This window comes from Rathayibacter sp. AY2B9 (assembly GCF_002931595.1).
GTDB lineage: Bacteria > Actinomycetota > Actinomycetes > Actinomycetales > Microbacteriaceae > Rathayibacter.
In genome coordinates, this window is sequence record NZ_PSUB01000009.1 from 78,636 (window position 1) to 97,544 (window position 18,909).

The following is an 18,909-nucleotide window of genomic DNA, read 5'->3' on the forward strand; positions in this document are numbered from 1 at the left end:
CTGTGCGCCCCGGCGGGCCGCTTGTCGCCGCGGAGAGCCGCGGAGTACCGTCGCACCATGCCCAACATCGCAGTCTCCCTGGCCGACACCGTCACCACCGCGGGTACCGCGACGATCTACGGTGAGCCCGTCACCGTCGACGGCGTCTCGCTCGTCCCCGTCGCCCTCCGCTGGTTCGGTTTCGGCGGAGGCAGCGGCTCCGAGGACGGCCAGGAGGGCGGCGGCGGAGGCGGCGGCGCCACGGTCATCCCGATCGGCGCGTACATCAAGGACGACCTCGGCCTGCGGTTCCAGCCGAACGTTATCTCGGTCCTCGCCGTCGGCATCCCCTTCGTGTGGGTGACCGGCAAGGCCCTCGCGCGCATCATCCGCGCCCTCAAGAAGTAGCCGGAGCGGCCCCGCGTCAGCTGGCGCGCTGCTGGCGCGCGGGGTACCACTTCTTCTTCGTCCGGCCGAAGCCGACGATCAGACGCTCGGCGTCGTCCGGCCGGCGGGGGTCGTAGATCACCGCGGCGGGCTCACCGGCCATCCACGCGTCCCCCCGCTTCAGCGGGTACTTCTGCGCGCGCTTCTCCACACCCTCGGCGGTCCGGTAGACGACCAGGAGCCTGCCCAGATCCCGTGCCGAATCGCGATCGCCGCGTGCCGGATCCGGCCCGACGACGCGCGCCGGCACCCGCGTGCCGTAGCTGAGCAGCTCGCGGCGGATCCGCGCACGGCGCTGCCAGAGCAGGGCCTGCAGCAGGACGATCAGCAGCACGGCCAGGACGACGACCACCGACCACGACATGACGTCTATGATTGCCGACGAACACGGGAGTCCGGTGCACCGGGCTGAGAGGAAGGCAGCAGCCTTCGACCGTCGAACCTGATCTGGGTCATGCCAGCGAAGGAACGTTTCGATCTCCTCTTACCAACCCGTGCCCTCCATTCGCTTCCACGAAAGGGCACGTCAGTGCAGAACACGAACGCGCAGAACACGAACGCGCAGAACACGAACGCGCAGAACACGAACGCGCAGAACTCGAACGCGCAGAACACGAACGCGCAGAACACGAACGCGCAGAACCTCACCTCCTCCGCCCCGGCCCGGCGCGATCTGCGCTGGCGGGTCGTCGACATCGTGGTGGCGAGCGTCGTCGCCGTCGCGAGCGGGATCGTCTTCTGGGCCTGGGGCCTGGCGACGAACGTCCTCGGCCTCGCCTTCGAGTTCCTGCCCGGGCTCGGCGGGCTCCTCGGCGGCGGCTGGCTCTTCGCCGGCGTCCTCGGCGGCCTGATCATCCGCAAGCCCGGAGCCGCGCTCTACACCGAGCTGGTCGCCGCGGCCGTGTCGGCTCTGATCGGCACCCAGTGGGGCTTCACCGTGCTGATCTCCGGACTCGTGCAGGGACTCGGCGCGGAGATCGTCCTGGCGCTCTTCCTCTACCGCAGCGGCCGTCCGCTCGTCGCGATGCTGGCCGGTGCCGGTGCCGGGCTGGCCCTCGCGATCAACGACCTGCTGTCGTACTACGCCGTCAACGACGCGCTCTTCAAGACCGTCTACGTCGCCTCCTCGATCGTCTCGGGTGCGCTCCTGGCCGGGCTGCTGTCCTGGTTCGCGGTGCGGGGGCTCGCGGCCTCGGGAGCGCTGGACCGCTTCGCCTCCGGGCGCGAGGGCCGGACGGTCGAGGGAGCCGGCGCGGGCGCTCGATGAGCGGCGCCTCCGTCCGGGCGCGGGGCTGGAGCTGGCGGCATGCGGGACGCTCGCGCGACGCCCTCTCCGGCCTCGATCTCGCGCTGGAGCCGGGGGAGCGCGTGCTGCTCCTCGGCCCCTCCGGCGCGGGAAAGAGCACGCTGCTGCACGCCCTGGCCGGCGTCCTCGGCGGGGAGGAGGACGGCTCCGCGGCCGGCGAGCTCGAGATCGACGGAGCCGCGCCGCTCACCCGGCGCGGTGTCGCGGGGCTCGTGCTGCAGGATCCGGACACCCAGGCGGTCCTGGCGCGGGTCGGCGACGACGTCGCGTTCGCCTGCGAGAACCTCGGCGTGCCGCGCGAGGAGATCCCCGCGCGGGTGCGGGAGGCGCTCGGCGACGTCGGGCTCGACGTGCCGTTGGACCACTCCACATCGGCGCTCTCGGGCGGGCAGAAGCAGAGGCTCGCCCTGGCGGGTGTGCTCGCCATGCGTCCGCGGCTCCTGCTCCTCGACGAGCCCACCGCCAACCTCGATCCGGACGGTGTACGCGAGGTGCGGGCGGCGGTGGAGCGCACGGCCGCCCGCACGGGGGCGACGCTGATCGTCGTCGAGCACCGGGTCGACGTGTGGGTCGGCCTCGTCGACCGGGTCGTGGTGCTCGGGCGGGACGGCGCGGTCGTCGCCGACGGCGCTCCAGTCGAGGTCCTCGATCGAACGCACGACGTGCTCCGCGCCTCCGGCGTCTGGCTGCCCGGTGACACCCCCGCCCGGCGCGGGGCGAGCGTGCTGCCCTCGCCCGCCGCCCTGAGCGCGCACGACCTCGCCATCGGCCGGCCCGTCCTCGGGCGCCGCCGCTCGACCATCGTGGCCTCGGGGCTCGAGCTCGCCGTCGACTCCGCGCGGGCCACGGCCGTGCTGGGACCCAACGGCGCGGGGAAGTCGACCCTCGCGCTCACGCTGGCCGGTCTCCTGCCGCCGGTCGCGGGGCGGGTGACCGCCTCCGAGTCGCTCCGCGCCGGTGCGGGCCCGGAGCCGATCCGCTGGACCTCGGCACAGCTCGCCGGACGGATCGCGATGGTGTTCCAGGAGCCGGAGCACCAGTTCCTCACCGCTCGCGTGCGCGCCGAGCTCGCGCTGGGCGCCCGCGACGAGACGGAGCGGCATCGGGCGGAGGAGCTCCTGGAGCGCCTCGGCCTCGCGCACCTCGCCGACGCCAATCCGTTCACCCTCTCCGGAGGCGAGAAGCGGCGCCTGGCCGTCGCGTCCGCCCTCACCCGGTCGCCGTCCGTGCTCGTCCTCGACGAGCCGACGTTCGGGCAGGACCGCCTGACCTGGGAGGTGCTCGTCGACCTCCTCGCCGAGCAGCGCGACGCGGGCACGGCGGTGCTCGCCGTCACCCACGATGAGGCGCTGGTCGCCGCCCTCGCCGACTCGGTCGTCACCCTCGGCGCCCGCGAGGCGGTGTCGGGATGACGCTCCTCGACTCCGTGCCCGCGCGCAGCCGGATCGCCCGGGCCAACCCGGTCGCCAAGCTCCTCGCCAGCCTGGTCATCGCGTTCGCGCTCCTCCTCACGGTCGATGCGGTCTCCGCGGCGACGGCGCTGGCGCTCGAGCTGCTGGTTCTGCCCTTCGCGGGGCTCCGGGCGGGTGAGCTCGTGCGGCGGACGGCTCCCGTCTGGATCGCGGCTCCGCTCGCCGGCCTCTCGACAGTCCTCTACGGGCGTGACAGCGGCGCCGTCTACGCGGAGTTCCTCATCGTCTCGGTCACAGAGGGATCCGTCGCCCTCGGGCTGGCCATCGCGCTGCGCGTCCTGGCGATCGGACTGCCGAGCGTGGTCCTCATCGCCACCACCGACCCGACGGACCTGGCGGACGGCCTCGCGCAGATCCTGCGCCTGCCCTCGCGCTTCGTGCTCGGCGCTCTCGCCGGCATGCGGCTCGTCGGTCTGCTCGTCGACGACTGGCGCACCCTGTCGATGGCCCGCCGGGCCCGTGGGGTCGCCGACGGCCGCGGGCCCGTCGAGGCGCTCCGCAGCCTCGCGGCCCGCACGTTCTCGCTGCTCGTGCTGGCCATCCGGCGGGGGAGCAGGCTCGCGACGGCGATGGAGGCGAAGGGCTTCGGCTCCGGCGTCCCGCGCACCTGGGCGCGGCAGTCGCGCCTCGGAGGCGGCGACCTCCTGCTGCTCGCGGGCGGAGTGCTGATCGCTGCCGTCGCCGTGACCGCCGCCGTCGTCACCGGCTCCTGGAGCTTCGTCCTGCATGGCTGAGCGGATCCTGCCGCTGACGGATCACACGGCGGGCGACCTCGCCCGCTCCGTGATCGCGCGGCGTCGTCGGACGGTGCTGCTGGACGGACCGAGCGGCTCCGGCAAGTCGACGTTCGCGCGCGCGCTGGTCGAGCAGCTCCGTCTCGCGCCGGCGGCATCGTCGGTCGCGCTCGTGCGGATGGACGACCTCTACCCCGGCTGGACGGGCCTGGACCGGGCGTCGCGGGAGACGGCCGGGACGCTCGTCCGCCCCCACGGCCTCGGCCTCGCGGCGCACTGGCGGCCCTGGAACTGGGCCGCGGGGACGACGGCCGGGCGCCGCGTCGTCCGCGAGACGCTTCTCGTGCTCGAGGGCTGCGGATCGGCCGGCGCCGCCGCGCGCCGCCACGCCGATCTGGTGGTCTGGCTCGAGGCCGACGACGAGGTGCGGCGCGTGCGCGCGCTCGAGCGCGACGGCGAGCTCTTCGCTCCGCACTGGGACGCCTGGGACCGCGACTTCCGCTCCTACTGCGCTCGGGAGCGGCCCCGGGAGAGCGCCGACCTCGTGCTGGACACGGGCGGCGGGGGAGCGGTGCGCGGCTGAGGGGTCCCCTCCGAGCGCGGCGACGCGCGGATGCCGGTGAGAGGCTCGCCCTCGGCGGCGATCAGGCCCAGCCGAGCTCGTGCAGCCGGTCGTCGTCGATGCCGTAGAAGTGCGCGATCTCGTGGACGAGGGTGACATGGATCTCGTCGCGCAGCGCGTCCAGATCGTCGCACGCGGCGAGGTGCGGCTCGCGGAACAGCACGATGCGGTCGGGCATCTCGCCGAAGCCGTAGCGCTCGCGCTCGGTGAGGGCGACGCCGTCGTAGTAGCCGAGCAGATCCAGGGTCCCGTCCTCGGGCCGGTCCTCCACGACGAACACGACGTTGTCGAGCCCGTCGACCATGTCGTCCGGGAGCGCGTCGAGCTCGGAGATCACCAGGGCTTCGAAGGCGTCCTCGTCCAGCTCGAGCATCCGGGACCTCTCTGCGTCGGCGATCGCTGCCGGTCGCCGGATGTGCGAAGAGGCCCGGAGTCGGAACTCCGGGCCTCTTCCGCTGCATGCACAGCCACTGGGGTGAGTAACGGGGCTCGAACCCGCGACCTCCTAGACCACAACCAGGCGCTCTGCCAACTGAGCTATACCCACCAGGAGCGTGTTCCGGCGGGGTGACCCGCCGAAGCAACTGTACGAGAGTACTACATCCGCGAGGCGAACTCGTCCACGACGGCGGCCGACACGGCCTGCACCTCGGCGGTGCTCGGCCCCGGCTGCTCCACGAACACGGCACGGCGGTAGTACTGCAGCTCTCGGATGCTCTCGAGGATGTCAGCGAGAGCGCGGTGTCCGCCGTGCTTCTTGGGCGCGTTGAAGTAGATGCGCGGGAACCAGCGCCGTGCCAGCTCCTTGATCGTGCTGACGTCGACGTTGCGGTAGTGCAGGTGGCCGTCGAGGCGCGGCATGAACTTCGCGAGGAAGGCGCGGTCGGTGCCGATCGAGTTGCCGGCGAGGGGGGCCTGCTGCTCGGCCGGGACGTGCTTCAGCACGTACTCCAGCACCTCGTACTCGGCCTCCGCGACGCTGACGCCGGAGGGGATCTCGACCAGCAGGCCGGAGGTCTCGTGCATCGACCGGACGAAGTCGCCCATGTTCTCGAGCGCGGTCGCGTCGGGCCGGATGACGAGGGAGAGTCCCTCGTCGAGCGGGTTCAGCTCGAAGTCGGTGACGACGACGGCGATCTCGACGAGCTCGTCGACGGAGAGGTCGAGCCCCGTCATCTCGCAGTCGATCCAGACAAGACGGTCGGGGGCGCTACTCATGCGGGGCAGTCTATCGGCGGCCGCCGACACCCGGTCCGGCCGCCTCGCTCCTCCTACACTGGACCCTCGTGATCACGCTCGCCTGCTGCCTCCTCATCGTCAACGCCGTGTGGAACGCGATCGTCTGGCCGCCCTTCCTCCGCCGCGTCCGCAAGGACCCGCGGGCGCGCGACGCGGACGGCCGCGCGACGACCTTCCTCCGCGTGCACACGGTCCTCATCGGCGTGTCGCTCGCCCTCGCCGTGGTCTCCCTGGTCGTGGGAGTGCTGGGACTCGTCCGGGGCGCCTAGGCCCCGGCGGGCGCGGCCCCTGCGCTTCGGTATCGTGGTCGGAGTCCGCCCCCGTAGCTCAGCGGATAGAGCAGGAGCCTTCTAATCTCTTGGTCGCAGGTTCGATTCCTGCCGGGGGCACCATCGGATCGGGAGCGCTCCGGTCGCGGTCTCAGGTCTTGTCCCCGGTGGCCCGGGGATCATCGACGGCGCCTCGCGCCCGTCCTTCGAGCGCGTCGCGGCCCCTCCTCGGGCGGCGCTGCGCTCCTCCGAGGAGTGACGCCCGGCACCCACGGGGTTTTCCTCCGCTCCGGTGACCCTCGGACGAGGACTCGCGGTCGCTGCACCAGTAACACACCGGCAAATCGGAGGCAACACCGGCGTGTTTCCCACCCGAAGTCGTTTGAGTGTCGTTCAGGCACCTAGTCTTGGGGTGTCCGGAATTACAACGACGTAACGAACGGAGGTACGACCATGCTGCTCCTCGCCATCCTCGGTGGAATCGCCGTCGCGTGGACGATCGTCGCGGCGCCCCTCGCCGTACTGGTCGGCCGAGTCGCCCGTGCACGTGATGCACACAGCTAGTCAGTACACGCACCGCCCGCACCACGGAGAAGGCCCCGATCGCACTCGCGATCGGGGCCTTCTTCTCGTGGTCGGGAGCACTCAGACCGAGCTGCGCTCCTGGCCTCGGTCGTCGTCCGAGGCGGACCGCTCGAACCGGGCCTCGTCCGCCCGGACGACGGCCTCGTCATCGGCCGGCACGTCGTCGCGGTCTCCGTCGGCCGGAGCCGACGGCGTCGCGTCGTGCTCCGCATCCGGCTGCGGCTCGACGGCAGGAGCCGAGCGCTGCGGGTCGACGGGCGGCAGCTCCTCCACGGGACGCTCGCGCGAGGGCACCTCCAGTCGGTCGACGTCGGCGAGCAGGCGGCGGGTCTCCTCCTGCGAGGCGTCCCCGGCCGACGCGGGGAGGACGATCGTGGGCGTCTGCGGGGCTGCAGAGCCGGAGGCGGAGCCCGCGCCGACGACGACCGGTGCGACGGCGGTCGGTGCGGCGGCCGGGGGAGCGGTGCGCTGGGAAGCGGCCTCGGAGGTGCTCGGGGCCCGATCGGACGACGGAGCGGGCTCGGCGGAGCGGTCTCGACCCGTCTCCGAGAAGCGCCAGCGCTCGAGGTCGGCGAGGAAGGCCTTCCGGGCGCGTCCGGGCTTGTCCCGCCACTGCACGAGGCGGTCGCGGAACTCGCCCACGCTCGCTTGCGTCTGGTATCCGCCGGTGCTCGACGTGTGCTTCAGCTCGGCGAGCTCGTGAGCGGCCCAGTTGGCCGCGACTCCGGAGCCCTTGACGGGCAGGAGGCGCAGGTGCGTCTCGGCCTGCGCGGACGCGCGGTCGCTGAGGACGCGCTCCGGGCTGCTGAGGAAGTTCCAGGCCGAGGCATCGACCGCGGCGTCGACGAGCGTCGCGATGACCGCGTTCTTCCGCTCGTGATCCTGCTGACGGATGAGGCGCGCGATGGACGCTCGGAAGACGGATCCGATCACGATCGCTCCGACCACCACGGCCAGCAGGACCACAGCGGCCGTGAAGACCGCCTGGTGCCCGTCGCTCGTGCGGATCCAGGACATGAACTCGTTCCACCACTGCATGGGGCGAACGCTATCCGGGGCGGTCGCCGCCGCCCGTTCGGCACGCCGCCGACCGGGCGGATCGGCGCGTCAGGCGACGCGGAAGACCTCGATCGCGTCGTCGACGCTCCAGAACTCGCCGAGCTCGGCGCCGGCGGGCATGCCCGCACGCAGCAGCCGGGCGCGGTACCGCTCGCCGAGCGGATCCTCGACCAGCTCGATGTGGCCGACGACGGCACCCGAGCCGGTGCTCACGCGCCACAGCCGGGCGTTGACCCGGGTGAGCGTCGGCGGGGTGCGGGTGGCGTGCAGCGTGGACAGGGACATCGGTTCCTCCTGCTCGAGTGTCGGAGCACCCACCGGCCGAGTGCTGTCGCAGACTACGGCCGACCACCGACATCCCCGCCGGGGCGTCAGCGCAGGGTCGTGCCGTGCACCGCGAACTCCTCGATCGCGTCGATCTCCTCCTGCGAGAGGGGGCCGGCGTCCAGCGCGGCGACGTTCTGCTCGAGCTGCGCGACGCTCGACGCGCCGATGATGGCGCTCGTGACGGTGGGCACCCGGAGCACCCAGCTCAGGGCGAGCTGGGCCAGCGACTGGCCGCGCTGCTGCGCGATCGCGTTCAGGCCGCGGGCGCGCGTCAGGTACGCCTCGTCGATCCGGTCGGAGGAGAGGAAGCGCGACGTCGCCGCACGGGACCCCTCCGGCACGGTGCCGTCGAGGTAGCGGTCCGTCAGGAGCCCCTGCGCCAGCGGCGAGAAGACGATGCAGCCGGTGCCGAGCTCGTCGAGCACGGGGAAGAGGCCGTCCTCGGGTCCGCGGTCGAAGAGCGAGTAGCGGGGCTGGTGCAGGAGGAGCGGCACTCCGCTGCCCGCCAGTGCCGCCTGCGCGGCCCGGGTCTGCTCGGGCGAGTAGTTCGAGATGCCGGCGTAGAGCGCCTTGCCCGACTCCACCGCCGAGACGAGAGCGCCCATGGTCTCCTCGATCGGAGTCTCCGGGTCCGGCCGGTGCGAGTAGAAGACGTCCACGTAGTCGACGCCGATCCGCTGCAGGCTCTGGTCGAGCGAGGAGAGCAGGTACTTGCGCGAGCCGCCGTCCCCGTACGGGCCGGGCCACATGTCGTAACCGGCCTTGGACGAGATGACGATCTCGTCGCGGTACGGGCGGAGGTCCTCCGCGAGGATGCGGCCGAAGGCCGTCTCGGCGGCGCCGTAGGGCGGTCCGTAGTTGTTCGCGAGGTCGAAGTGGGTGACGCCCAGGTCGAACGCGCGGCGGAGGATCGCGCGCTGCGTGTCGAGGGAGCGGTCGGATCCGAAGTTGTGCCAGAGGCCCAGCGACAGGGCGGGCAGCAGCAGGCCGCTCCGTCCGGTGCGTCGGTAGTCCATGCGGTCGTAGCGGGCGGGGGCGGCGTCGTAGCTCACGCCGCGACTCTATTGCAGGGGGCGGATCCGCGGAATGCAGGGGGCGGTGAGCGTGTTGGACCGACTGACGCCTCCGGCACCCCGGACACGTCGACGCGACAGGAAGTGAGTCACACGCAATGCGCACATTCGTACTCGCCGGAGGATGCTTCTGGTGTCTGGACGCCGTCTACCGCGTCCTCGACGGCGTGACCGACGTCGTCTCCGGCTACACCGGCGGCCGCACGACCGAGCCCGACTACGAGGACGTCTGCTCCGGGCGCACCGGCCACGCCGAGGCCGTCGCCGTCACCTTCGACCCCGAGGTCATCCCCGAGCAGGTCGTCCTCGACGTCTTCTTCACCCTGCACGACCCGCGACAGCTGAACCGCCAGGGCAACGACGTCGGCACGCAGTACCGCTCGGCGATGTTCTACTCCTCCGACGAGGAGAAGGAGCTGTTCGAGACCGCGCGCGACCGTGCGTCCGAGTGGTGGGACGGCCCGATCGTCACCGAGATCTCGCCGCTGGGCGTCTACTACCCCGCCGAGGACTACCACCAGGACTTCTTCGCGAAGAACCCGGGCCAGGGCTACTGCATGGCGGTCGCACTGCCCAAGGTGAACAAGATCCGCAAGTCCTACTCGAGGTACATCACCGCGTCGTAACGCTCCTCCACAGGGGACGATCCGCTCGTCCTCTCCCCAGAAGGGCCCGCCTCCACCTCGGAGACGGGCCCTTCGTCGCGACACTGGCCCTGCGGCGCCCGAGCGGTACCAGCCCCCTCCGCCCGGGCGCCGTGCCCGTCGCAGCCGTGGCGGGGCAGGAGTAGAGAGGACACGACCATGACCGACACGCTGACCGTCATCGGGACCATCGGCACCGAGCCCCGGAGCATCGACACCTCCAGCGGCACCGCGATGACCAGCTTCCGGCTCGCCTCGACGCAGCGGCGCTACGACCGTTCGGAGCAGCGCTGGGTCGACGTCTCGACCAACTGGTACACCGTCACCGCGTTCAACGGCCTGGCCGGCAACGCGCTGTCCTCCCTGTCGCGCGGCGACCGGATCCTCGTCACCGGGCGGCTCGGGGTGAGGGCCTGGGAGGCGGGAGGCAAGGCCGGTACGGATGTGGTCCTCACGGCCGAGGGCATCGGGCACGACCTCGCCTGGGGGACCAGCAGCTTCACGAAGACCGTCGGGCGCGCCTCTGCTCCCGCCCCTGCCGCCGAGCCCGCGTGGAGCGAGGAGGCGCCGCGCGAGGGCGCCGCGGCGGGGGACTGGGGCGCGTCGGGCCATGACCGCGGTGATGCCGCGCCCGAGCCGCCGGTGGCGGCGGGCGTCGGCGGAGGCGCTCCCGGTCTCTCGGTAGGATCCGGGGAGACCCCGTTCTGATCCGGGGGACCGGAGCGAGAGCCGTCCCGGTCGGGAGGAGCCGGGCGTGACACGGAACCGAGCGGCCCGCATCGCGCTCGTGCTCGGCGGTCTCGCCGTCTGCCTCTCCGGCTGTACGTCGCCGTCGGCGCCGGACCCCGTGGTGTCCTCCTCCGCGGCCGAGGCGCCGGCACCGGCGGAGTCCACCGCACCCGTCGCCTTCGTGCCGGGCGGGACGACGGAGCAGAACCTCCCCGTGTTCGAGCAGACCCTTCGCGCGGCGGCCGAGCCCGATCCGGAGGTGAGCGGCTCCAGCGTGGTCGACGCGCTCGTCGCGGCGGGGTTCTCCCGCGAGTCGATGCAGCTGACGGCTGACGAGACCTCGGTCGGACTCGACGCGGACTCGGTGCAGGTCTCCGTCAAGCTCGGGGAGTCGTGCCTCATCGGCCAGTACGGCCCGAAGAGCGGCGGGGTGCGGGCGGTGATCGCGGCTCCGATCGCGACCGGCGCCTGCCTGGTCGGCCGGACCGTCCCGATCCAGGGCTGACGCGCTCGCTCCGACCGGGAACCGCTCCGCCATGAGCCCCGGTCGGGGTCGGAAAGGACGAAAGGATCCTCGACAAAGCCCCTCGCCCGTCGAGTCCGAGAGAGCCCGGTGTTCGCCCGTCGCTCCTGCAGGACCACTCCGACCGGTGCGGATCCGAGCGTGAGCACAGCCTCGTGCGCGCGGACCGGTCGACGATCCCGGTGGTCGGCGGCGCCTTCCCCTCCCCGGGACGCCGCTCCGCACGGTTAGGCTGCCCTGACCGACACGTGGGCCCCAGCGCGGGCACCGCGACGGACGTGCCGACAGGAGTGCTCGGCACGAGGACCACGACGAGGGGGAACTCGCCATGATCACATCCCGACCGCAGACGACGACGCGAGCGAGGTGGAGGCGCGCCGCCATCGCGGTCGCGAGCACGGCAGCCGTCGTCCTCGGAGTGACGACAGGAGCCGGAGCGGCCGCCGCCGAGCAGGAGCGTCTGTCCGCGCAGGTCAGTCCCTATAACTGGTCGACGACGGAGACCTTCTCGGCCGCCCAGACCGCTGCCGTCGCGGGCGACGTCACCGGGCTCGACGTCACGCTCTCCGACTCCGCTCGGCCGACGGGACCGTACCCGGCGTTCACGACCTACAACTGGGCCATCGGGGACTACGACCTCGCCGGGTCGGCGACCCTCGCGTCCGGAAGTCGCAGCTTCCGCATCGACCTGAAGCAGCCCCTCGCCTCGTTCGGCAGTGGAACCGTCGCTCTGCAGATCACTGCGCAGAAGCAGCCGATCAAGAACCCCGAGGAGCCGATCGGCCAGCCGGTCGACAGCGGCTACGAGCTGACCACGTCGGCCACCCTCTCCGTCGCCGAAGCCTCCGGCAGCGGCGGTGTCGGCGGGGTCGACCTCAGCGGGACCGCGCAGACGCTGCAGCGGAGCGCCGCGTACTTCGCGTACAAGAAGGACGTCGACGTCGTGGAGGTCAAGGGCGGCGACACCGTCGTCCTCGAGTCCAACCGGGACGGCTTCTACGACCTCCAGGGGCTCGCCGCCTACGTCGGTCCCAGCAGGACCGAGCGGATCCCCGCCCAGGTGGTCGCGGACAACGATCAGTCCAAGGTCACCGTGACGATCCCGTCCAGCGCCTACGACGCCTACAAGAACCGCGTGAGCAGCCTGCTCCAGGTCACCGGCATCAGCAACGGCAGGGTGGAGCAGCCCCGCGGAGCGACCATCACGTCGGACGCCGCGGTCCGTGTGACGGGAAGCGGAGCCACCACCCCGCCGGTCACGCCGACCCCGACGGCCACCGCGACCACCCCGCCGGTCACGCCGACCCCGACCACTCCTCCGGTCACGCCCACGCCGACCGCAACGCCGACGGCCCCGCCCGCCGGCTCGCCGGTCGTCTCGCGCATCTCGGGCACCGACCGTCAGGGCACCGCGGTCGAGGTGTCCAAGCGCACCTTCCCGGCGAACGTCCCCGTCGTCTACGTCGCCACCGGGCAGAACTTCCCGGACGCGCTCAGCGCCGGACCCGCCGCGGCCAAGGCGGGCGGGCCGCTGCTCCTGGTCGACCGCGACTCGATGAGCCAGGTCGTCCGCACCGAGCTGACGCGTCTCAAGCCCGCGAAGATCGTCGTCGTCGGCTCCGAGCTCAGCGTCGGCAGCCAGGTCTACAACGACCTGGCCGGGTACGCGACGAACAGGAACATCACGCGCCTCGGCGGAGTCGACCGCTACGACACCTCGAAGCTGATCCTCCAGGACGCCTTCAGGGGCGGCTCCTCGAGGGCCTGGCTGGCGACGGGCGAGAAGTTCCCCGACGCTCTGAGCGCCAGCGCCGCGGCCGGCGCCAAGGACGCTCCGGTGGTGCTGACCAACGGAACCGGCTCCACGGTGGACCCCCTCACCCAGCAGATCATCAGCGGCCTCAAGATCAGGACGCTGACCATCGCGGGCTCCTCGCTCTCGGTCAGCGCCGGCATCGAGCGCTCGATCACGGGCCCGGTGATCACCCGCATCGGCGGGACCGACCGGTACGACACCTCGGAGAAGCTGAACAAGGCGGCCTTCACCTCGGCGAAGACCGTCTACCTCGCGACCGGTGAGAAGTTCCCCGACGCCCTGGCCGGAGCCACGGCGGCGGGCTACACCGGGAGCCCGCTCTTCGCGGTCCAGCCCACCTGCGTGCCCCGGGCGGTCCTCGCCGACATCACCGCATCCAAGGCGACGCAGGTGATCCTGCTCGGCAGCACGGACACGCTGTCCGAGGCGGTGGAGCGCCTGACGCCCTGCAGCTGATCCGCACCGTCGGCCGCTGACGCGATCCGCCCTCCCCACCGGCCCGGCCGGAGCGGAGGGCGGTCCGCGTTCAGACGGTCCCTCCGACGCGGACCGGCGAGTTCCCGTTATCCTCGACTGGTGCGGACGGTCCCGCGGCCTGCGCTCCGCGTCGGCCGGGGCCCGGCGTCCCGCCCCGGTCCGAGCCTCCGTCAGCGCCTCCGCGCGGAGCAGACCACCGGCGGGCGACCCGACTCCGCGCAGACCGACGGACTTGAGGACTGGGCATGGCTGAATACATCTACTCGATGGTGCGCGCGCGGAAGGCGGTCGGCGACAAGCTGATCCTGGACGACGTCACCATGTCGTTCCTGCCGGGAGCGAAGATCGGCGTGGTCGGGCCCAACGGCGCCGGCAAGTCGACGATCCTGAAGATCATGGCGGGGCTGGACACGCCGAGCAACGGCGAGGCGCGGCTCAGCCCGGGCTACACCGTCGGCATCCTGATGCAGGAGCCCGAGCTCGACGAGACCAAGACGGTGCTCGAGAACGTCCAGGAGGGCGTGGGCGAGATCAAGGGCAAGATCGACCGCTTCAACGAGATCTCCCTCGCGATGGCCGACCCGGACGCCGACTTCGACAGTCTCCTCGCCGAGATGGGGACCCTGCAGGAGGCGATCGACGCCGCCGACGCCTGGGACCTGGACTCGCAGCTGGAGCAGGCGATGGACGCGCTGCGCACCCCGCCGGGGGACTCCCTCGTCACCAACCTCTCGGGTGGCGAGAAGCGCCGCGTGGCGCTCACCAAGCTCCTCCTGCAGAAGCCCGACCTGCTGCTGCTCGACGAGCCCACCAACCACCTCGACGCCGAGAGCGTGCTCTGGCTCGAGCAGTTCCTCTCGAAGTACCCCGGCGCCGTGCTCGCCGTCACCCACGACCGGTACTTCCTCGACAACGTCGCGGAGTGGATCGCCGAGGTCGACCGCGGACACCTCTACCCCTACGAGGGCAACTACTCGACGTACCTCGAGAAGAAGAGCGCCCGCCTGGAGGTCCAGGGCAAGAAGGACGCCAAGCTCGCCAAGCGGCTCACCACCGAGCTCGATTGGGTGCGCAGCAACGCCAAGGGCCGTCAGGCCAAGTCGAAGGCGCGCCTGGCGCGCTACGAGGAGATGGCGGCCGAGGCCGAGAAGACGCGCGTGCTCGACTTCGAGGAGATCGTCATCCCGGTGGGCCCCCGTCTGGGCTCCCAGGTCATCGACGCGAAGAAGCTGCACAAGCAGTTCGGCGAGCGCGTCCTCATCGACGACCTCAGCTTCACGCTGCCCCGCAACGGCATCGTCGGCGTCATCGGCCCGAACGGCGTCGGCAAGACCACGCTCTTCAAGACGATCGTCGGCTTCGAGCCGCTCGACTCGGGCGACCTGAAGATCGGCGAGACGGTCGACATCTCCTACGTCGACCAGAGCCGCGGCGGCATCGACCCGCAGAAGAACCTGTGGGAGGTCGTCTCCGACGGGCACGACTACATCACCGTCGGGAAGACCGAGATCCCCTCCCGCGCCTACGTCTCGCAGTTCGGCTTCAAGGGCCCGGACCAGCAGAAGAAGGCCGGCGTCCTCTCCGGTGGCGAGCGGAACCGCCTCAACCTCGCGCTGACGCTCAAGCAGGGCGGCAACCTGCTCCTGCTCGACGAGCCCACCAACGACCTCGACGTCGAGACCCTGGGCAGCCTCGAGAACGCGCTCCTCGAGTTCCCGGGCTGCGCCGTGGTCATCACTCACGACCGGTGGTTCCTCGACCGGATCGCGACCCACATCCTCGCCTACGAAGGCACCGAGGAGGACCCGGCCAACTGGTACTGGTTCGAGGGCAACTTCGAGGCGTACGAGGAGAACAAGATCGAGCGCCTCGGCCCGGACGCGGCGAAGCCGCACCGCTCCGCGTACCGCAAGCTCACCCGCGACTGATGCGCCTGCACGTCGCCATCCCGCTGCGCTGGTCGGACTTCGACGCCTACGCGCACGTGAACAACGCCGAGATGCTGCGCCTGCTCGAGGAGGCGCGCATCCAGGCGTTCTGGAAGCCGGACTCGCCGCAGCCCGGCGGGATGGCGACGGCGGTGCTCGACGCACGGCCGGGCGCCGAGTCGATCAGCCTCATCGCCCGGCAGGAGATCGAGTATCTCGCGCCGATCCCGTACATGCGCGCGCCGATCGACGTGGAGCTGTGGATCGGGCGGATCGGCGGGGCGAGCCTCGAGGTCTGCTACGAGCTCTACTCGCCCGCCGGCGTCGTCCCGCGGGTGCTCTTCACGAAGGCGGCCACCACTCTGGTGCTGGTCACGGCCGCGACGGGCAGGCCCCAGCGCATCCCGGAGGAGCTCCGCGAGGCGTGGGGCCCCTACGTCGAGGAGCCCATCACCTTCTCGAAGCGGGGCTGAGCTCAGCCCAGGGGGACGCGGACCATGCCCTCCTGGGCGACGCTCGCCACGAGCACGCCCTCCTGCGTGTAGATGCGCCCGAGCGAGAGCCCGCGTCCGCCGGACGCGCTCGGCGCCTCCTGCACGTAGAGGAGCCACTGGTCCACGCGCGCGGGGCGGTGCCACCACATCGCGTGGTCGAGGCTCGCGATCCGCAGGCCCGGCGTCGTCCACGCCGCACCGTGCCTGCGGAGCGTGGATTCGAGGATCGTGTAGTCGCTCGCGTAGGCGAGGGCGGCGCGGTGCAGCATCGGATCGTCCGGCAGCGGTCCGAGCGAGCGCATCCACACGCTCTGGTGCGCGACCCGCTCGGGGTCGGCCCGGAGGTACACCGGGTGCTCGACGTGCCGCACGTCGAAGGGGCGCTGCGTGGCCCAGAAGCTGCCGACCGGGTGGTCGACCCCCGCGAGGATCTGAGCGGTGCTCGGCAGCGACTCCGGGTCGGGGATCCCCTCCGGCATCGGCGCCTGGTGGTCGAGACCCTCGTCCTCGGTCTGGAACGAGGCGATCATCGAGAGGATGGGGCGTCCGTTCTGGTAGGCCTGCGTCCGCCGCGTGCAGAAGGAGCGGCCGTCGTGGATCCGGTCGACCGAGAACGTGATCGGCAGGGAGACGTCCCCGGGGCGGAGGAAGTACCCGTGCATCGAGTGCACGGAGCGCCCCTCGACGGTGCGACCGGCCGCGATGAGCGACTGCGCGAGGACCTGGCCGCCGAAGACCCGCCCCTCGGGCATCCACTGCGAGGGACCCGTCGAGATGTCCTCGCTGGTGCGGGCGCCGGTGTCCGTCAGGTCGAGCGCGGTGAGGAACGAGGACAGGGGATCGGGCACGGTACCTCCGGGGTGTCGGGCGGTGGGGCGAGCGGCCTCGGGTAAGTTTATCGACGCGATGAGTCCGTCCTTCTCCCTGGCGGATCCGCCCAGCCTGTCGGATCTGCGCGTCTTCCTCGGCCGTTCGGCCCGGGTCGAGGACGGTGCGGTCCGGCTCCTCGCCGACGACCACGTGCTGGCCGCCTACACGCCGATCCTCCAGCCCCGCGGTCTGCTCGACCGCTCCGCGACCGTGCTGGGCCTGCGCGTCTTCGCGCTCGACGAGCCCGCCGGCTTCGACCGGGTCGTGCCGATCCGTGCGCTGTCGGACCGCCTCGCCCGCCTGCAGTGGGAGCCGGGCGGAGCGGACGGCAAGCCGGTCGTGCTGCCCGACGGCGACGACGCGACGGCGGGGCCCTGGGCGGGCGTCTCCCCGCCCCGCGGCGGCTGGACCCGGCGCGAGCCCGTGGACCCGGGCTTCCTGGAGCGCGTCGCGCGCGAGGGGATCGACGAGATCGCGGCGGCCGTCGGCTCCGAGACGGGCGAGCAGATCGTCGGCCGCGTGCGGTCGAGCGTCTGGGGCCGCCCGCTCGACGGCCTCGAGGACGTCCCGGCGGGAGCGGCGTTCGCCCTCTTCGCGCTCGGGTTCCTCGGCGCCGACGACCCGGTGGCCCTGCTCGAGAGCGGCGCCTGGCGCCGCCTCACCTCACGGCGCGGACACGTGCTGGTCCGCACCCCGGGCTGAGGGGCTACTCCTCGAAGGTGTTCACCATCGCGTGGGCGGCGCGCTCCAGGTAGTCCCAGAGCAGGGCGTCGTCGGCCGGAGCGAGCTCGAGATCGTCGACGGCCGTCCGCATGTGCCGGAGCCAGTGGTCGCGGGCCTCGGGATTGATCCGGAAGGGCTGGTGCCGCATCCGCAGGCGCGGGTGGCCGCGCTCCTCGCTGTAGGTGCCCGGCCCGCCCCAGTACTGCTCGAGGAAGCCGGTCAGCCGCTGGATCGCGCCCTCGAGGTCGTGCTCGGGGTACATCGGCCAGAGGACCTCGTCCTCGCGGACGCCCTCGTAGAAGCGGCGGACCAGTCGCTCGAACGTCGGCCGGCCGCCGATGTGCTCCCAGAAGCTGCGCAGCGGAGGCGTGCCGCCGATCTGCAGGCCGCTCACGAGCGCGCTCCCGTCGGGCCGGAGGTGCCGCCGCCGTCCTGGGGCGGCGTCCCGCTCCCGCGCCGCAGCGCGCGGGGGAGCCGCACGGGCTTGCCGTGCTCGGTGCTGATCGTGGGGGAGGGCGTGGTCCGCGGCGGCTTGGCGCCTCCGACGCTCGTCGCCCCCTCGAAGCCCTCGAGGACGACGGTGGCCAGCGAGGGGAGCTTCACGTCGAGCGCGTCGAGCGACTTCTTCAGGCGCAGGCGCAGCTCGCGGGCGACGTCGTCCTTGGCGGTGGTGCGGGTCTTGACCACGACCCGGATGACCAGGGCGTCGTCGGCGATGGACTCCAGGCCCCAGAGCTCGGGCTTGTCGATGATCCGGGCCCGCCAGCGACTGCTCGCCGCCAGCTCGTTCGCGGTCGCGAGGACCGTGGACTGCACCTGCTCGAGGTCCGTCTCGTAGGGCACGGCCAGGTCGACGATGACGCGCGACCAGCCCTGCGACATGTTCCCGACCCGGACGATCTCGCCGTTGCGGACGAACCAGAGGGTGCCGTTGACGTCGCGGATCTGCGTCACCCGGACGCCGACCGACTCGACCACGCCCGTCGCCTGCCCTGTGTCGACGACGTCGCCGACCCCGAGCTGGTCCTCTGCGACCATGAACAGCCCGTTGAGGACGTCCTTGACGATGTTCTGCGCGCCGAAGCCGAGGCCCGCGCCGAGGGCGGCCGTCAGCAGGGCGAAGGAGCCGATGAGGTCCTTGTCGATCGTCGTCACGATCATGACCAGGGCGATGACGACGATCAGGATCGAGCTCAGGTTGTTGAGGATCGACCCGAGCGTGCGCGTGCGCTGCACCACCCGCACGGCCGCGAGCGGCGACGCGGCGATCGACTGGGTGTCCTCGACGCGCTGGCGGCGCTTCACTCCCGACACGATCTGGTCGACGACGCGGCCGATCACGAAGTGGGCGATGACGCGCACCAGCAGCGCGCCCAGCACGATCCCGAGGATCGCGACCACCTTCCAGAAGGGCTCGGACTCGAAGAAGGAGACGGTGGCGGGGACAGGGTCCGGGGTGGAGGTCTGAAGAAGCAGCATGACCGCTCCAGGCTACGGGACGCCTCCCTCCGAGACGGGTGCACGAGCTCCGCGCGCGTATAGATTCGAGTCGGGTCCGCTCGGACCCGGACACCGCCCTGGGAAGGACGCCCG

At 71.9% G+C, this 18,909-nt stretch carries 22 protein-coding genes, 2 tRNA genes and 1 riboswitch; of the genes, 14 read left to right on the forward strand and 10 right to left on the reverse strand.

Features of this window, described 5'->3' with window-relative positions; genetic code table 11:
- Positions 1-57: 57 nt before the first annotated feature.
- Positions 58-387: a hypothetical protein gene (locus tag C5C25_RS10305; RefSeq protein WP_104223724.1), complete on the forward strand. Its 330-nt coding sequence runs from the start codon at positions 58-60 to the stop codon at positions 385-387.
- A 16-nt stretch (positions 388-403) separates the two neighbouring features.
- Here the strand turns inward: C5C25_RS10305 and C5C25_RS10310 are convergent, their stop codons facing one another.
- Positions 404-790, reverse strand: a complete 387-nt coding sequence (locus C5C25_RS10310; protein ID WP_104223723.1) for a DUF3592 domain-containing protein — start codon at positions 788-790, stop codon at positions 404-406.
- Between the two features lie 14 nt (positions 791-804).
- Positions 805-912: riboswitch (TPP riboswitch) on the forward strand.
- A 43-nt stretch (positions 913-955) separates the two neighbouring features.
- Here C5C25_RS10310 and C5C25_RS10315 point away from each other — a divergent pair.
- The 4 genes from C5C25_RS10315 to C5C25_RS10330 are packed head-to-tail and all read left to right on the forward strand — an operon-like array spanning position 956 to position 4,521.
- Positions 956-1,693: an ECF transporter S component gene (locus C5C25_RS10315; protein ID WP_374955571.1), complete on the forward strand. Its 738-nt coding sequence runs from the start codon at positions 956-958 to the stop codon at positions 1,691-1,693.
- The gene (locus tag C5C25_RS10320) at positions 1,690-3,144 is read left to right on the forward strand and encodes an ABC transporter ATP-binding protein (RefSeq protein ID WP_104250549.1); all 1,455 of its coding nucleotides are present in this window, start codon (positions 1,690-1,692) and stop codon (positions 3,142-3,144) included. Before C5C25_RS10315 ends, C5C25_RS10320 begins: the two co-directional genes overlap by 4 nt.
- Complete coding sequence (locus tag C5C25_RS10325) at positions 3,141-3,938, forward strand: energy-coupling factor transporter transmembrane protein EcfT (protein WP_104250550.1); 798 nt, start codon at positions 3,141-3,143, stop codon at positions 3,936-3,938. The genes C5C25_RS10320 and C5C25_RS10325 overlap by 4 nt, the downstream gene beginning before the upstream one ends.
- Positions 3,931-4,521, forward strand: coding sequence for an AAA family ATPase (locus C5C25_RS10330; protein ID WP_219814402.1), 591 nt, complete (start codon positions 3,931-3,933; stop codon positions 4,519-4,521). The genes C5C25_RS10325 and C5C25_RS10330 overlap by 8 nt, the downstream gene beginning before the upstream one ends.
- A gap of 61 nt (positions 4,522-4,582) precedes the next feature.
- On the opposite strand, the gene C5C25_RS10335 is transcribed toward C5C25_RS10330, so the two are convergent.
- The 3 genes from C5C25_RS10335 to orn all read right to left on the reverse strand — a co-directional run bounded on the left by C5C25_RS10335 (position 4,583) and on the right by orn (position 5,778).
- Complete coding sequence (locus C5C25_RS10335) at positions 4,583-4,933, reverse strand: metallopeptidase family protein (protein ID WP_104223719.1); 351 nt, start codon at positions 4,931-4,933, stop codon at positions 4,583-4,585.
- A gap of 98 nt (positions 4,934-5,031) precedes the next feature.
- A tRNA-His gene (locus C5C25_RS10340) sits at positions 5,032-5,107 on the reverse strand.
- Between the two features lie 50 nt (positions 5,108-5,157).
- Entirely contained in the window at positions 5,158-5,778 is a 621-nt protein-coding gene (gene orn / locus C5C25_RS10345) for an oligoribonuclease (RefSeq protein ID WP_104223718.1), read from the reverse strand.
- Between the two features lie 68 nt (positions 5,779-5,846).
- On the opposite strand from orn, the gene C5C25_RS10350 reads away from it, so the two are divergent.
- Positions 5,847-6,068 (forward strand): SCO4848 family membrane protein, encoded by a 222-nt coding sequence (locus C5C25_RS10350; RefSeq protein ID WP_104223717.1) that lies wholly within the window; start codon positions 5,847-5,849, stop codon positions 6,066-6,068.
- Positions 6,069-6,115: 47 nt separating this feature from the next.
- Positions 6,116-6,191: transfer RNA gene (locus C5C25_RS10355), tRNA-Arg, on the forward strand.
- A 522-nt stretch (positions 6,192-6,713) separates the two neighbouring features.
- Here C5C25_RS10355 and C5C25_RS10360 read toward each other — a convergent pair.
- The 3 genes from C5C25_RS10360 to C5C25_RS10370 form a co-directional block, all read right to left on the reverse strand.
- The gene (locus tag C5C25_RS10360) at positions 6,714-7,691 is read right to left on the reverse strand and encodes a hypothetical protein (RefSeq protein ID WP_104250551.1); all 978 of its coding nucleotides are present in this window, start codon (positions 7,689-7,691) and stop codon (positions 6,714-6,716) included.
- Positions 7,692-7,760: 69 nt separating this feature from the next.
- On the reverse strand, positions 7,761-7,997 hold the full coding sequence (locus C5C25_RS10365) for a hypothetical protein (protein ID WP_104223715.1): 237 nt from the start codon (positions 7,995-7,997) through the stop codon (positions 7,761-7,763).
- An 86-nt stretch (positions 7,998-8,083) separates the two neighbouring features.
- A complete protein-coding gene (locus tag C5C25_RS10370; RefSeq protein WP_104223714.1) occupies positions 8,084-9,091 on the reverse strand; it encodes an aldo/keto reductase in 1,008 nt (335 codons plus the stop codon).
- A 119-nt stretch (positions 9,092-9,210) separates the two neighbouring features.
- On the opposite strand from C5C25_RS10370, the gene msrA reads away from it, so the two are divergent.
- The 6 genes from msrA to C5C25_RS10400 all read left to right on the forward strand — a co-directional run bounded on the left by msrA (position 9,211) and on the right by C5C25_RS10400 (position 15,702).
- On the forward strand, positions 9,211-9,738 hold the full coding sequence (gene msrA / locus C5C25_RS10375; RefSeq protein WP_104223713.1) for a peptide-methionine (S)-S-oxide reductase MsrA: 528 nt from the start codon (positions 9,211-9,213) through the stop codon (positions 9,736-9,738).
- Between the two features lie 177 nt (positions 9,739-9,915).
- On the forward strand, positions 9,916-10,464 hold the full coding sequence (locus C5C25_RS10380) for a single-stranded DNA-binding protein (protein WP_104232526.1): 549 nt from the start codon (positions 9,916-9,918) through the stop codon (positions 10,462-10,464).
- A 46-nt stretch (positions 10,465-10,510) separates the two neighbouring features.
- Positions 10,511-10,990, forward strand: a complete 480-nt coding sequence (locus tag C5C25_RS10385) for a DUF6993 domain-containing protein (protein ID WP_104250552.1) — start codon at positions 10,511-10,513, stop codon at positions 10,988-10,990.
- A 346-nt stretch (positions 10,991-11,336) separates the two neighbouring features.
- Positions 11,337-13,280, forward strand: a complete 1,944-nt coding sequence (locus tag C5C25_RS10390; RefSeq protein WP_104250553.1) for a cell wall-binding repeat-containing protein — start codon at positions 11,337-11,339, stop codon at positions 13,278-13,280.
- A 266-nt stretch (positions 13,281-13,546) separates the two neighbouring features.
- Positions 13,547-15,229, forward strand: coding sequence for an energy-dependent translational throttle protein EttA (ettA, locus tag C5C25_RS10395; protein ID WP_104223708.1), 1,683 nt, complete (start codon positions 13,547-13,549; stop codon positions 15,227-15,229).
- Complete coding sequence (locus C5C25_RS10400; RefSeq protein WP_104223707.1) at positions 15,229-15,702, forward strand: thioesterase family protein; 474 nt, start codon at positions 15,229-15,231, stop codon at positions 15,700-15,702. The genes ettA and C5C25_RS10400 overlap by 1 nt, the downstream gene beginning before the upstream one ends.
- Before the next feature lie 2 nt (positions 15,703-15,704).
- Here the strand turns inward: C5C25_RS10400 and C5C25_RS10405 are convergent, their stop codons facing one another.
- Complete coding sequence (locus C5C25_RS10405; RefSeq protein WP_258069390.1) at positions 15,705-16,571, reverse strand: acyl-CoA thioesterase II; 867 nt, start codon at positions 16,569-16,571, stop codon at positions 15,705-15,707.
- 58 nt (positions 16,572-16,629) lie between these two features.
- On the opposite strand from C5C25_RS10405, the gene C5C25_RS10410 reads away from it, so the two are divergent.
- Positions 16,630-17,295, forward strand: a complete 666-nt coding sequence (locus C5C25_RS10410) for a hypothetical protein (protein ID WP_104250554.1) — start codon at positions 16,630-16,632, stop codon at positions 17,293-17,295.
- Positions 17,296-17,299: 4 nt separating this feature from the next.
- Here C5C25_RS10410 and C5C25_RS10415 read toward each other — a convergent pair whose 3' ends face one another.
- A complete protein-coding gene (locus C5C25_RS10415; RefSeq protein ID WP_308470798.1) occupies positions 17,300-17,710 on the reverse strand; it encodes a globin in 411 nt (136 codons plus the stop codon).
- Complete coding sequence (locus C5C25_RS10420) at positions 17,707-18,795, reverse strand: mechanosensitive ion channel family protein (protein WP_104250555.1); 1,089 nt, start codon at positions 18,793-18,795, stop codon at positions 17,707-17,709. Before C5C25_RS10420 ends, C5C25_RS10415 begins: the two co-directional genes overlap by 4 nt.
- Between the last annotated feature and the right edge of the window lie 114 nt (positions 18,796-18,909).